The organism is Xanthomonas arboricola pv. guizotiae (genome assembly GCF_002940205.1).
Classification (GTDB): domain Bacteria; phylum Pseudomonadota; class Gammaproteobacteria; order Xanthomonadales; family Xanthomonadaceae; genus Xanthomonas; species Xanthomonas arboricola_C.
Map to the genome: position 1 here is coordinate 1 of NZ_MDSK01000060.1, position 11,924 is coordinate 11,924.

Below are 11,924 nucleotides of genomic sequence, written 5' to 3' on the forward strand. Positions count from 1 at the left end.
CCGATGGAAGCGCCGTTTTATCTTGCAACTTCATGTTTTCACAAAAGAAATCGGATTCTGCGAGTCATTTTTACACGTATGTCGGCTAAACCCCTGTATGGCGCAACTTGCGGGCTGCGCTCTTCAGCCAGCCCGGGATCCAGAGGTGACGCAGCTGCGCCTTGATGTAATCCAGCTCACCAGCCAGGTCGCCGACTTGGAACGTAAAGGCAAGCCCGAGACGCCCCCGCCGCCCGCTTGCTATCTCAATGGGCAACCCTACAGCGAAGGCGCTGTCGTGGCGGGACGAATCTGTGGGACCGGCACGATGGTCTACAAAGACGGCCAACGGACGCCACTCGAATGGTTGCCCCATCGCACGAACTGATGGCGCCTGCCCCGCGCTTTTTGCCCCGCATCGGCGGGGCTTTTTTTGCCCGCTCAACCATTGAATGGTCCATTTAGGCTGGCCCATTTTAGGTGGCCCGTTTAAGTCCACAAAAAAATATTGGACCACCCGTAACATTGATGGTACGTTTAGGTATACCCAAGTGGACCGCTAGAGACTTCCTATGTTGAATTCCATCCCAAAGAAAGCCGTATTGGGGTTCCTTCGCGAGGCATCTAGTACAGCAGGCGCTGTTTCTTTTCCCCTCTTCCTACTGTCAGGAGCAGGACTACTGACGCTCAGGTCTGATCCCAGATCGGCCGAGGCCGTGGACTTCTGTCGCACGGTGCTTCAACTGAGCGCGGTCTATTTCTTCGGCTCAATAATTGTCTATGTTGCATCTGGACTGGCAATGCGAAAGTCCAACTCATGAGGTGTGAAGGGCGGACGCTGTTATTGGCTGGTGCCGCTGTAGCGAGCTGCATGTGATGGCGCGTGCTCCTGCAGAACCCTTCAAGGTTGCACGCATTTACCAACGCGTGAGCACTGATGGCCAAGACCTCACGCGACAGGCCGCGATTGTCCAAGAGGCCAAGGCCGCTGGCTTCTACGTCGCCGGCGTCTATCGTGAAAAGGCTTCTGGTGCCCGCGCCGATCGCCCTGAGTTGCTGCGCATGATCGAGGATCTGCAGCCGGGGGAAGTGGTCATTGCGGAAAAGATCGATCGGATAAGCCGCTTGCCGTTGGTCGAAGCCGAGCGCCTGGTGGCGTCTATCCGCGCCAAGGGTGCACGTCTCGCCGTTCCTGGCGTGGTCGACTTCTCCCAAGTGGCGGCCGAGGCGAAAGGTGTGGCAAAGGTCGTGCTCGAATCCATGCAGGACATGCTGCTGCGCATCGCCCTGCAGATCGCTCGCGACGACTACGAGGACCGCCGCGAGCGTCAGCGTCAGGGCATTGAGCTGGCGAAGGCCAGAGACAAGTACCGTGGCCGCCCGGCAGACGCAGCTGTACATGCTCGCATCGTCGCGTTGCGCGGCCGTGGAGAGACAATCGCCAACACTGCGCGCCTGGCAGGCGCGAGCGTCACCACCGTCAAGCGTGTGTGGGCCGCTCACTGCGCGCAAAGCCACGACAATTGAGCACTAGGCAGGGTCATCAGGTAGAGATGGCTCAGGGTCCGCCGGGAACTCGCCAGTTGGCCAGATTGAATTGGGGCCACGACGACGCCGGCGCATGTGAGGCGTTTACGTAGGGGCTCTGCCCCTACACCCCAGATCAGCGCCCCCCTGCTTGTTTGGCTTTTTTGCGGCCAATTTTGTGGCCAAACTCGAACAGCGAGAGGATGGCTTGGCACGCATTTTTTTCTCGCTCCACCAGCCCAGCACGATCGCCTAGGACCTGCACCCGAGCTGCGCCCGCGATCCAACGGTGATCTGCCTCGGGGAACGCGTTTCCAAGTATTGCTTCGGCGTGCGCAATAAGCTCTTGTTCCAGCATCCTAACGGAGCAACGCTTGGCCATCTCGACTTGAGTGATGCCGAGCCTCTTCCGCTCCGTCAGCAGAGGTGCGCCGACTGTCTCAGCGACATCGTTTGCGTCAGAACTACTCATAGGTCGTGATCGGTAAATACGTTAGCGAACAGACAGTGTAGCGACGAGCGCTTGGCAAGGTCGACCGGCCCATGCATGTGAGATCTAAGATAACCGTTTGCATATCTCCTAGAAAACGTGCACAGTGATTTTAGATGATAGACAGGCACGAGGAGTGCATCATGCAGAGCATGACGATCGAGCAGCTGCGCGCTGCCAATGTTGCCGGCGGCGTCGCCGGCGTCACCTTGAAAGGCTCGGGTGGTGCCTTCCTGGTCCAGATTGCCACTCGCAGCGGTGCACAGGCGGTTTTGGCCAAGGCTCGCAGCGTGGAGCCGCGCCGTTTCGGCAACCCGGCCTCTGCATTCAACGTGCTGCGCGACATTGGCATCACGAGCGGCACCTTCGATGCAGCCGAATGGAATCCTGATACCAAGGATGAGAGCGCTGGCAATCGCGGCCGCGCCGAGCATATGCGGAAGGCCCACCAGGCTGCTGCATACACCGACTGGCTCGCGAAGGAGACGCAAGCGGCAATCGACGATGACCGGCCGCGTGTATCGCAGGCGGGCTTGCGGGAACGTCTCAATCGCAAGATGGCCACATTGGGCCAGCCTAGCGTGCAGGCGTCGCCCAAGAAGCGCACCTGACGCATGGGCAAGAAGATTGCCCATGCTGTCGAATGGACGCAGTTCGCGCTCGAGGATTTGGACGCCGTAATCGACTACATCGCTCAGGACAATCCTGCGCGTGCTTACGACTTCGCAGCCGAGATCTACGACAGAACTCTTGTGCTTGAGCAGTACCCGGAACTCGGCCGGCCTGGTCGACCTGGCCTGCCTGCAGGCGTGCGCGAGTTGGTCGTGCATCAAAACTACATCGTTCTCTACCGAGCGTTGGCCAGCGCTGGCGTCGTTGAAATTCTGCGCGTGAAGCATGCCGCGCAGCAGATACCGTGAGGGGAAAGGCACCGGCTGCAACGCCACCTTCCTACCTTGCGAGAAATTGAATAACTTGCACGGCTGCGTCGCATGGGGCATGATCCGGCTCAGATTCAGCAATGTAGAGATTCGCCCGTGATCGCTATCGAGCCTAAAGCCCTGCAGGAAGCCGCCGACGCCCACCTAGTGCGCGGCGCGGAAATTCGTGCGGCCGAGGACGGAGAAGGTCTGGTGGTGATCGTCGATCTTGGCGAGGACAGGCGTGTGGTTGGCCTGGCTCGCAATCGGGGCGTCAGGTACTTCCAAAGCTTCGACGGCGCTGCTGCATTGCTGCTGGAGCGCGGCATCTCAAAGTTCGCTGCGAACACAGTAGGCTGGACACCGCGGACTCAACCAAAGTGGATGAAGCACAGAGGACATAACTGTGAAGGTTTGACTGCAGCTGCCTCGATCTGATTGGCGTTAGATCGAGAACGCTAAAAAAGCAAAAGCCCCGTTGGCGCGGGGCTTTGGCCAAATCATTTCGGAGGGAGGAAGCCCATCCGATACGAGCGTTTGGTACCTCGTATTGTAAGGCTCCCCTCTCCGGAAATCAAGGGCGTGTGCGCGAAATTCGCGCACCGATCGGAGAGGTATGGGCACGAAAACGCAAGCGCAACTCGCGCTATTCAGCATCGATGACGAGGCGCAGACCTATCACGACGCTGGTCGAACCGGCTTTTTCTCGCTGCTGGTCGATCAGCGCGGTGAAAAGCGCCAGTCGTCCCATAAGCTGACCGACATGCCGGCAGTGCTCGGCTTGATCGACAAGGACCGCGACACCTGGATGACGCAGGCAGAGTTCATGCGGCCCAACCGGCGCGTGGTCAATCTGCTGCGCATCGGCCTCCTGTTCGCCGATATCGACACTTACCGTCAGCCGTGGGCAGCGGGACGCACGCCCGAGCAACTGGCCGCGGCCGTCCTCTTTCATTGCGCAGAGGAAGGCCTGCCAACCCCCTCACTTATCGTTTACAGCGGCCGAGGCCTGCAGGCGAAATGGCTGATGGACGGGACGATTCCACGGCAGGCCCTGCCGCGCTGGAACGCTTGTCAGCGTTACCTCATCGACCGACTGGCCGCGCTTGGCGCAGATCCGCAAGCCAAGGATGCTTCGCGTGTGCTGCGCCTGGTCGACACTGTAAATACCAAGAGCGGCAACATCTGCCGTGTCGTCCACGTCGAATCTGGCCAGGATGGCCATCCGATCCGCTACAACTTCGAGTACCTAGCAGAAGCACTACTGCCGAAAGCCAGATGGACCATCGAGCAACAACGCCAGGACCGTGCCGATCGCCGAGAACGCCAGCAGCTCAGGCTGCTGCCAGGCGGCAAGTCGGACAATCTGCGCGGCTTCTCCGGGCGGCAGCTTGCTTGGGACCGCCTCGAGGATCTGCGCACGCTGGCCACGCTGCGCGGCGGGGTGCGCGAGGGTGAGCGGATGCAGCACCTGTTCTGGCGGCTGAACTTTCTGCTGCTATCGGGCGCAACACACAGTGGCCAGATGTATCACGAAGCCGCCGCGCTCGCCGGCGAGCTGGACGCGGGATGGAACTACCGCAGCAAAGAGCTGATGACGCTCTACAGCAAGGCCAAAGCCTACGAAGCCGGGGAAAAGGTCACATTGGGCGATAAAGAATTCGCCCCGCTCTACACCCCGAAAAACGACACCCTCATCAACCTCTTTCAGATCACCTCTGACGAACAGGCGCAGCTGCGCACCATCATTGGTGCAGACATGGCCAGGGAACGCGATCGGAAGCGCCATGAGGCCAAGCGGCGCGCAGCTGGCGCGGTAGACCGCGAAACCTACCTGGATGCGGCCCAGGCCAAGCGGAAGCAGGCTCAGGCGCTGAAGGCGGAAGGCTTATCTGTTCGCGTTATTGCTCAGCGTATGGGCGTATCTGTCGGCGCCGTTGCGGGCTATCTGAAAGCACCCCAAGAGCGTTCAAGGTCCGTCCGTATTACAGCTGACCAATCCAGCATCGGCGCCGGTATCGCCGGCACTGCTGATAGTGCTCAGCGTGATGTTCAAAGTCCGTCCGTATTACTAATGGCGAAGCCTCGCGGCCGGGATTTGCGCGCATGATTTTTGGTGCACTCGGTTTGCTTGTTGCGCTCCCGGCTGCCTCGGCCGCAGGCCGGAGTAGCCCCCGTGATTTAAATATCACGAGTAGCTCGCAAGTCCGGTGCGTCAACGCGCAGCGTTGTCCACGGGGCGCGCAGGCCGCGCAGCGGCCGGAGAGGGTTGGGGGTCTGGGGGAAGGGAACCGAACTTCTGCTTCGAGAAGGATTCTTCCGTGAGACCGCGCAAGTCGTTTCCGCCGGCACTATTGGCCGAGCTGCAGACCATGCCTGTGCCCGTGGCACTTGATCTTCTCGGGCTCTATTGGAAGCAAGATCCAGATTTTCAGCCATTGAAGGACAAGGCCACCAGGCGCTTGTACGTTTCGCTCGGTAACGGCGTGGTGGAGCTGCTGGCCACCGGACCGAAATGGTTTGACACACGCGCTGACAAAGGTGGGGGCGGTGCGATCGACCTGGCCATGTACTTGCTGCGTTTGGATTTCGTATCTGCCGTAAAGCACCTGGATCTTGCCAAGGGCAATCCGGATCGATCTTGAATGATCGCTACCTTGTGGCTCAGTAGGCAGGCTCCACGTGGAGCAATCAAGGGCTAAGCGCCGCGACCCTCTGTATGAGCTGAATCTGTCTTGCCGGTTGCAGCATCCCCGCCGACCCCGACCCCCTAGACAAAGCAAAGCCCGAGACGCGGCAACGTCTCGGGCTTCATCGGCATGTCCACCAAACTGCAGGAGTGGTTGGATTGCTAGCCTGAATTATAGCGCCAACCCTGCTCGATGCCAAGGTGAAATACTTGCTGTATGTTGTAGTATGTAGTATCATACACGCTACTACAACAGCGGAGATTTTTTGTGGCCATCACCAAGGATCAAATCTGGAAAATTGCCGACCAGCTCGACGCCGATGGCGTGAAACCTACCCTCAGCGCGGTTCGCAAGAAGCTTGGCAGCGGCAGCTACACCACCATCCAGGACGCAATGAACGAGTGGAAGCAGCGAAAGCTGCAGAAGACGCAGCCTGTCGTTGAGCCCCCGCCCCCGGATGTTGTTGAGGCTGTCGGCGTGCTGGCTGCGGAAATTTGGACCGTTGCTCGAACTGCGGCCGAACGTGCCTTGGCCGGCGATCGGGAGAAGCTGGCCGAGGAATTCACCGCCCTGCAGGAGCAGGTAAGGGAATCGCTCGAAGTGGCGGATCAGTTGAACGAGGAAGCCGAGCTCTTGCGGCAACAGGTGGCCGATGGCGAGGCCGCGAAGGTAGAGCGCGATCAGATCACGGCAGAACACCAGGCGTTCAAGATCCGTACCGCTCAAGAGATCAACCGTGCTTCCGAGAAAGCGGCTGCCAAGGACAGCGAGGCGATTGAGGCGCGCAGGAGTGAACGCATCGCCTTGGAGCAAGCCGCACGTTTGCAGGGCCAGGTAGAGGCGTTGGAAACGCAGCTGGCTCAACTGACGGCAGCCATTGGTAGCCGGGTCGCCGGCTCGAAGGCCTGACGGGAGGCCATCATGTCCTGGTCGCAACTGTTTGCTCTTTTCGTTGCGTTGGCGATCCTCGCTGCGCTGGCCGTTGCCAGCGCCCTGCGGCCGAAGGCACGCGAGCGGCGTCATCGTCGCCGCCAGGATCAGGCGAGGCGGGTCTTGGCCAAGATCAACACGATCCCGCTGATGCCGCAGCGTCTGGCCTACCTGCGAAAGATTGATCCCCTCACCTTTGAGGAACTGCTGCTGGAGACCTTCGAGCGGCGCGGCTACCGCGTCGAGCGAAATACGCATTACACCGGGGACGGTGGCGTCGACGGTGCGGTGTACCTCAACGGCACGCGGTATCTCCTGCAGGCCAAGCGTTACCGCAAGCACATCAACCGCGCTCATATCCTCGCGTTCGCCGAGCTGCTGGAAGCCCGCGGAAGCCGTGGGATCTTTATCCATACCGGCCGCACCGGCGCCGGCGCCCGCGAGCTGGCCACCGCCAATCCGCACCTCACCATCATCAGCGGCCAACGGCTGCTGGACTTTCTCAACTCGGGCCGTCTCGATCGGGAGAATGCCAATGCACACCGCACGATGGGAAACTGACACGCGCTGGTACGAGGCCGCCGTGTTTCTCGACCTCTTCGGAACCTATACCGTCATCCGATCCTGGGGCGGCAAAGGCTCGCGCCGGCATGGCCAGCTGGTCGAAATTGCCGAGAGTGAAGCGTCTGCGCAGGCACGCCTCGCGGAGCTGGACAGGGAGAGGCAGCGCCGCAAGCCACCCTATTCGCGCATCGTTTGACTGTCCTGTCGTTTTGGCGATAGGAGCTTGCGCACCCGTTCAATTTCTCTGGTTGCCCACGCTTTCGCGCGTTCCGGCAATACGGCGGATCCACTGAGTACCGCAGCACGCTCCAGTGCGACCACCGCATCTTCTGGCCTATTCAACCGAGCGGCTGCTTCCGCTTCCAGCAGCCGGCATTGAATGCGGCTCTGTTGTTCGCCGAGGCTTTCTGCAGGGCCGTCGCTGATACCGGCCATTGCCTGGAGAACCAGCCAAAGCGCTTCCGGCTCGCTTCCCAGCTGGGTGAGCGCAGCACCACCCAGCATTGTCTGCAGCCGCAGGTCGGCCGGAAAACGGGCGGCCGCCGCGCGGTAATGGGTGACAGCCTGGTCGACTTCGGCGGGGGCGGCGGCCAGCGCTTGGAACTTGAGAATCGCGAACTCGGCGTCGCTGTTCAGCGACGGCAAGTTCCGTTCGCCTGCGGCCACCAGTTCGCGGGCCGTTTGGATCTGGCCAGCGATCAGCGTATCCATTACGTCGCGTGTTAGACGTAGCTGCGCCACCTCCTCATCGCTCGCGGTTGCCCGCCAACGCTCGCGGGCGGCTGCAACGTCCCAAGATCCCGCGGCCAGCTCGGGCAGCACGCCGGCAATCTCAGTTGGGTCGCCGATCCAGGCAATGCGCCCTGCCCCGTTGACCAGGTACGCGGCCGGGACCCCCGGTATGCCGCTCGCCTCAAGCCAGTTCCGCGTGACACTACCCCGCATGAGCCCGATCTCGGCAGTTGGCCGTTCCTCGAGCGCCAATACGGCACGCGATCTGCCCTGCAGGGCCGTCTGTGCCGTGCGATCGACGTCCCGAACCATCACCGCCACCCCGTAAACAGGCATGACGTAGTCCGCCGCGATGGCGGCGACCTCGGCCACCGCCGGCAGGCAGCCGGCACAGCCTGCATTCCACAAAATGACGGCGGTCAGCCGGTCGAACGTTACCTGTTCGACCGGCTGACCGCCGTTGAAAACACGTGCGAACCGCAACGCGGGTGCCCGGTCCCCGGGCATAAGTCGCCTTGTCGTTGTGGCAGAGCCCGTCTGTTTCTCGTGTTGCGGCATCACGCTCACGCTACTTACTACACTGCGCAGGTTCCCAGATTCGGACCCGTACTCAACTCATGGCAAAGGCAGCTGGTGCTCTGCGCGTTGCATTGGAAGTCGAAGGAGCAGCTGACGGCGATACACAGCGCGACCTGCTTTTCCGGTCCCATTTGCAATCCTTCCACCCCTTTAGGTGGTTGGTGGCCAGCTACTTTCAAGGCAACAGCATCGGCCGCTGCGCCGATTCCGCTGCCTCGCATCGGATTCGCCACGATCGCGCGATCGCGCGCCAAGTCCTTTGTGCCGGGCACATGCGCGAGCACGGCGGTGCTGTTGACGCTGTAGATCGGCGGTGCCCCGGCGCTGGGCTGGCTGGTTGAAACCACCCAACGATTGCGGTCCATCTCTACCGACGAGGCAATGTCGCTGTACTTGTCCGCCAGCTGGTAGCTCACGCGCACTGCCTGCGTCTGTCCGGACGTGCCGATCGGTCCCCTGGTCTGCTCGTAGGCGAAGACACCGCGCTCGAGGCCGACCCTGACGCCAGGCTCGAGCGTGGCGAAGGTGCCGTCCCCTGCCTTGAACCGGTACACCTGTTCATGCCCGTTGAAATCCAGCGTCCGGCGTAGCTCAAACTGGCGTTTCCCTTCCGCATCCGGCTTGGAATACGACACGTGCAGGAACGTCGTTCGCCGGTCGCCGGGCTTGAGCTTCGACGCCGCTTCGCAGGTGCCGATCTGCGATCGCGCGCCGTCCAGGAACGCGAACTGCACCTTGCCGCCGTCCGCTGCAGGGCTCGCCTTGATCATGAAGCGGTCGTTGACGTCGACGATCGACCAGCGTTTCGACGCGTCGTAAGCCGCGTGGACTTCGTTTGCAGCGAAGGCGTGCGGCTTGGCTGCCTGCGTTGCTGCCGGATCTGCAGGACCGGCGACTGCGGCGACGCCCGAAAGTCCGCTCAGGGCGATAATGGAGCCGAAAAACAGTGCTGTCTTTGCCATGACGCTCTCCTGTTCTGTACTGCTCTGCGGGGCACAGGAGACTGCCCGACATGTGGGGCAGATCCCGCCCGCCCGCCTCAGGTACTCCATTAGTTGTCTATTTGATGTGAAAAGGAAGCTGATTCAGCAGATTGGCGCGAAGTTCCGTCTAGCCTTTTTACGACAGCGCTTCATGCTGCGCCAACTCTCTCACCTTGTTTCCAGTCTCAGAACAACCGGCTTTCCGACGATTGCTTCGACCTGCATCTGACGACTTGCCACGTCTTTGGCATGAAGATCGCTATCAGCCAAGTACAGCACTTCGACATCCCGGTCGAAAAGCAAACCCCGAGTCGTCAATGTCGGGAAAATCGCGAGGATTCGTTTGCGCAGATCGATCTGGTCTCGGCGTCCAAGAGGAATAAAGTCAAAGTCGCGGCCGCTATCGTCTTGATAGAGGATGACGGGCATCTGCAGCATGGCTTCAACGCGGACCTTGCGTTCCGCGACGTCCGGAGCGTTACAGTCAGCAGGCCCAATACCCAACAGCGCGACGTTCGTGATGATGGGATTGATCAGTGTTGGAAAGACTGCTCGGATGCGTTTCGCAAGCTCGCGATTGACCCCAGGCATGTTCATGTCGATCGGCTTGGTGATGCAACCTTCGGCGTGAGCCATGCCGGCACATCCTAGAAATACGAACATCGCTACAGACCTCATCGACATCCCAATCAAAAATATGCTCCCTGCGGAGGGAGCATAGATTTGTGTCGAAATACGGATGGGTCAGAACGGGACGTTGACCCTGATTCCTAGCGCTTGGAGCTCACTGATATCTGTATAGAAGAACCGTGTGCATTCCTGAGTGGTCGTGCTGAAAGCGCCACCTGAGAGGACACCATATGCGTTTTGGTTCTGGAAAACCGGACCACCACTGTCACCTCCAACGCAACTCAGGCCGCCTGCTGTTGCTGCTACTGAAATGAAATTCGGTTGGCAGACTTGCCCGTTGCATCCTGCTGGCAGATTGGGCTGGTAGGCGAGACTATCGACCACGCCGCATTGCTGGCCAGACTGTTGGCCGTAGAAGCAGAGGTTGTCACCAACAAGAGTGTCTTCTTTCCAGCGCACGCCAGACACACTGCGTTCTGTTGCATCATCAGAGTAAAAGGATGAGGTGATTTCGGTTTCATCGCTCACGCGGTACCACTGTAAATCTCGAGACCCGTCCCAGGATCTACCCGCAAACGACACCGGGATCGCGTCAGCATCAAGAGTGAAATAGCTAGCGTCTGTACCGCCGCAATGCCCGGCAGTGACTAGCCCGTAGTCTGAAGTGCCGTTCTGCACGACAACAAATGCGCCTGTGCAGGCACTTTGAACCGTTCCGATATCGAGAGCGCCGCTCCCACTCAGCGCGAGCTGGCGGACGACCTGGTTACTCTCGACACGAACAGGCATGCCGATTTCGGAAGCAAGAGCCGCCGCTCGCTCAGGCGAGCCGTTATCCAAGGTCTCTAGTACAAGCTCCCCCGTGCGCTCATCGATCTGTGATGCCTGCAAAGTCGGGAATGCGGCCTTGATAGCCGTTGCATGCTGTTGTCGAGCTTTGGCCAGCTCAACCAGGCTATGAGAAGCCCCAGGGATGAAAACTACCTCAATCGTCTCACCGGCATAGGTCAAAAATCGCGCTCGCTCCGCTTGAGGACCTTTTAAGCGGATGACGATCCGTGGTGATGGCGTCCATTCTCGATAGATGCCAGCCAAGCGGCTTTCGTACGACTTTCGTAATTGACGGCTCAGCGGACCAGAGGCCTCCTGCAGCGTCAGTCGTCTTGCAGCTTCCGCGGAACTGATCCCTATGCTCTTTGCGAGGTGCTGGGCGTCGACCGACCGCGCCTGATCAGCGGTCAGTGTGGTGACGTGTGGACTGGAAAATGAGGGGGTGGCAAAAGCTATAGAGCCGACAAATACGGTTGAAAGCAGCGCTTTTATCAACATGACGTACCTCCCGAAGAGCCCGACTCCTGTCTGGCGGCGGGGCCATCCCGTGGCTGGTTAAGCGTCTGGCAAGAGTTGTGATCGCGACGTGAAAAGGGGGCTCATCATGGGCGTGCCCCTACGCTTTGCTCCGGGTCGGGCTGTCGTGCTTCGCATCGAGCCCCGCTGCGCGTGTCTCGCCCCATTCGGGCTTCCATCCACGGCCCTGCGGGCCTCTCACGCCTCCGGCCGCACGCGGCCTGCGCGCTCCGCTTGCCCTCATCGGCGGCCAGCTGGCGCTGGCCAGCATGTGCGATCGCCAGCTGCCGGCGCCGGCGGCGCCAACACCCGGCGGGCAGCTCGCCACCTCTTGCCCACCGTGCGCGGCCAAGGCCGGCTGCACCAGGCGGGCGGAACCGCCCGGCGCAGCCGGCCTTGGCCGCGCCCCGTGGACAAGACGAGGACGACCTGCAATCGGCAGACCCGCCCACCCCTGATCGCACAGCTTCCCCGACGCCTGGGGATAGGTGGAGCTATCCCCGACGGCGACGGGCAGCGCTGCGCGCTGGCTGTGGATCAGGCGTGGACGGCC

At 60.7% G+C, this 11,924-nt stretch carries 15 protein-coding genes; 10 read left to right on the top strand and 5 right to left on the bottom strand.

Annotation, left to right across the window (positions count from 1 at the left end):
• Together XarbCFBP7408_RS23000 and XarbCFBP7408_RS21015 are read left to right on the top strand one after the other, a co-directional pair.
• Positions 1-367, top strand: a 367-nt coding sequence (locus XarbCFBP7408_RS23000; RefSeq protein WP_219820285.1) for a hypothetical protein, incomplete at its 5' end; no start/stop codon positions are given.
• Positions 368-855: 488 nt separating this feature from the next.
• Positions 856-1,506 carry a recombinase family protein gene (locus tag XarbCFBP7408_RS21015; protein ID WP_104564583.1) on the top strand — a complete coding sequence of 217 codons (651 nt, stop codon included), beginning with the start codon at positions 856-858 and terminating at the stop codon, positions 1,504-1,506.
• Between the two features lie 136 nt (positions 1,507-1,642).
• Here XarbCFBP7408_RS21015 and XarbCFBP7408_RS21020 read toward each other — a convergent pair whose 3' ends face one another.
• Positions 1,643-1,978 (bottom strand): hypothetical protein, encoded by a 336-nt coding sequence (locus XarbCFBP7408_RS21020; RefSeq protein WP_104564584.1) that lies wholly within the window; start codon positions 1,976-1,978, stop codon positions 1,643-1,645.
• 170 nt (positions 1,979-2,148) lie between these two features.
• Between XarbCFBP7408_RS21020 and XarbCFBP7408_RS21025 the strand changes: the two genes are divergently transcribed.
• From XarbCFBP7408_RS21025 to XarbCFBP7408_RS21060, 8 genes are all read left to right on the top strand, one after another.
• A complete protein-coding gene (locus XarbCFBP7408_RS21025; protein WP_181107082.1) occupies positions 2,149-2,607 on the top strand; it encodes a hypothetical protein in 459 nt (152 codons plus the stop codon).
• Between the two features lie 3 nt (positions 2,608-2,610).
• The gene (locus XarbCFBP7408_RS21030) at positions 2,611-2,916 is read left to right on the top strand and encodes a type II toxin-antitoxin system RelE/ParE family toxin (RefSeq protein WP_104564586.1); all 306 of its coding nucleotides are present in this window, start codon (positions 2,611-2,613) and stop codon (positions 2,914-2,916) included.
• A gap of 117 nt (positions 2,917-3,033) precedes the next feature.
• Positions 3,034-3,354 carry a ParC family partition-associated protein gene (parC, locus tag XarbCFBP7408_RS21035; RefSeq protein ID WP_104564587.1) on the top strand — a complete coding sequence of 107 codons (321 nt, stop codon included), beginning with the start codon at positions 3,034-3,036 and terminating at the stop codon, positions 3,352-3,354.
• A gap of 178 nt (positions 3,355-3,532) precedes the next feature.
• Entirely contained in the window at positions 3,533-5,026 is a 1,494-nt protein-coding gene (locus XarbCFBP7408_RS21040) for a replication protein (RefSeq protein ID WP_104564588.1), read from the top strand.
• A gap of 211 nt (positions 5,027-5,237) precedes the next feature.
• Positions 5,238-5,561: a hypothetical protein gene (locus tag XarbCFBP7408_RS21045; protein WP_104564589.1), complete on the top strand. Its 324-nt coding sequence runs from the start codon at positions 5,238-5,240 to the stop codon at positions 5,559-5,561.
• Between the two features lie 312 nt (positions 5,562-5,873).
• Positions 5,874-6,515 (top strand): DNA-binding protein, encoded by a 642-nt coding sequence (locus XarbCFBP7408_RS21050; protein ID WP_104564590.1) that lies wholly within the window; start codon positions 5,874-5,876, stop codon positions 6,513-6,515.
• A 12-nt stretch (positions 6,516-6,527) separates the two neighbouring features.
• Positions 6,528-7,097, top strand: a complete 570-nt coding sequence (locus tag XarbCFBP7408_RS21055; RefSeq protein ID WP_104564591.1) for a restriction endonuclease — start codon at positions 6,528-6,530, stop codon at positions 7,095-7,097.
• Complete coding sequence (locus XarbCFBP7408_RS21060; RefSeq protein WP_104564592.1) at positions 7,072-7,296, top strand: hypothetical protein; 225 nt, start codon at positions 7,072-7,074, stop codon at positions 7,294-7,296. The genes XarbCFBP7408_RS21055 and XarbCFBP7408_RS21060 overlap by 26 nt, the downstream gene beginning before the upstream one ends.
• On the opposite strand, the gene XarbCFBP7408_RS21065 is transcribed toward XarbCFBP7408_RS21060, so the two are convergent.
• The 4 genes from XarbCFBP7408_RS21065 to XarbCFBP7408_RS22555 all read right to left on the bottom strand — a co-directional run bounded on the left by XarbCFBP7408_RS21065 (position 7,278) and on the right by XarbCFBP7408_RS22555 (position 11,353).
• Positions 7,278-8,315 carry a hypothetical protein gene (locus tag XarbCFBP7408_RS21065; RefSeq protein WP_146093809.1) on the bottom strand — a complete coding sequence of 346 codons (1,038 nt, stop codon included), beginning with the start codon at positions 8,313-8,315 and terminating at the stop codon, positions 7,278-7,280. The two genes, XarbCFBP7408_RS21060 and XarbCFBP7408_RS21065, sit on opposite strands and share 19 nt — an antisense overlap.
• Positions 8,316-8,407: 92 nt before the next feature.
• Positions 8,408-9,373 carry a hypothetical protein gene (locus XarbCFBP7408_RS21070; RefSeq protein ID WP_146093810.1) on the bottom strand — a complete coding sequence of 322 codons (966 nt, stop codon included), beginning with the start codon at positions 9,371-9,373 and terminating at the stop codon, positions 8,408-8,410.
• 189 nt (positions 9,374-9,562) lie between these two features.
• The gene (locus XarbCFBP7408_RS21075; protein WP_146093811.1) at positions 9,563-10,030 is read right to left on the bottom strand and encodes a hypothetical protein; all 468 of its coding nucleotides are present in this window, start codon (positions 10,028-10,030) and stop codon (positions 9,563-9,565) included.
• A gap of 108 nt (positions 10,031-10,138) precedes the next feature.
• Positions 10,139-11,353, bottom strand: a complete 1,215-nt coding sequence (locus XarbCFBP7408_RS22555) for a S1 family peptidase (protein WP_146093812.1) — start codon at positions 11,351-11,353, stop codon at positions 10,139-10,141.
• Positions 11,354-11,924: the final 571 nt, after the last annotated feature.

Bases quoted from the DNA above. Each gene is read 5' to 3' on its own strand.
- XarbCFBP7408_RS21030 (WP_104564586.1), top strand. From the start codon at position 2,611: ATGGGCAAGAAGATTGCCCATGCTGTCGAATGGACGCAGTTCGCGCTC.
- XarbCFBP7408_RS22555 (WP_146093812.1), bottom strand. From the start codon at position 11,353: ATGTTGATAAAAGCGCTGCTTTCAACCGTATTTGTCGGCTCTATAGCT.
- XarbCFBP7408_RS21070 (WP_146093810.1), bottom strand. From the start codon at position 9,373: ATGGCAAAGACAGCACTGTTTTTCGGCTCCATTATCGCCCTGAGCGGA.
- XarbCFBP7408_RS21055 (WP_104564591.1), top strand. From the start codon at position 6,528: ATGTCCTGGTCGCAACTGTTTGCTCTTTTCGTTGCGTTGGCGATCCTC.
- XarbCFBP7408_RS21040 (WP_104564588.1), top strand. From the start codon at position 3,533: ATGGGCACGAAAACGCAAGCGCAACTCGCGCTATTCAGCATCGATGAC.
- XarbCFBP7408_RS21060 (WP_104564592.1), top strand. From the start codon at position 7,072: ATGCACACCGCACGATGGGAAACTGACACGCGCTGGTACGAGGCCGCC.
- XarbCFBP7408_RS21025 (WP_181107082.1), top strand. From the start codon at position 2,149: ATGACGATCGAGCAGCTGCGCGCTGCCAATGTTGCCGGCGGCGTCGCC.
- XarbCFBP7408_RS21075 (WP_146093811.1), bottom strand. From the start codon at position 10,030: ATGGCTCACGCCGAAGGTTGCATCACCAAGCCGATCGACATGAACATG.
- XarbCFBP7408_RS21015 (WP_104564583.1), top strand. From the start codon at position 856: ATGGCGCGTGCTCCTGCAGAACCCTTCAAGGTTGCACGCATTTACCAA.
- XarbCFBP7408_RS21020 (WP_104564584.1), bottom strand. From the start codon at position 1,978: ATGAGTAGTTCTGACGCAAACGATGTCGCTGAGACAGTCGGCGCACCT.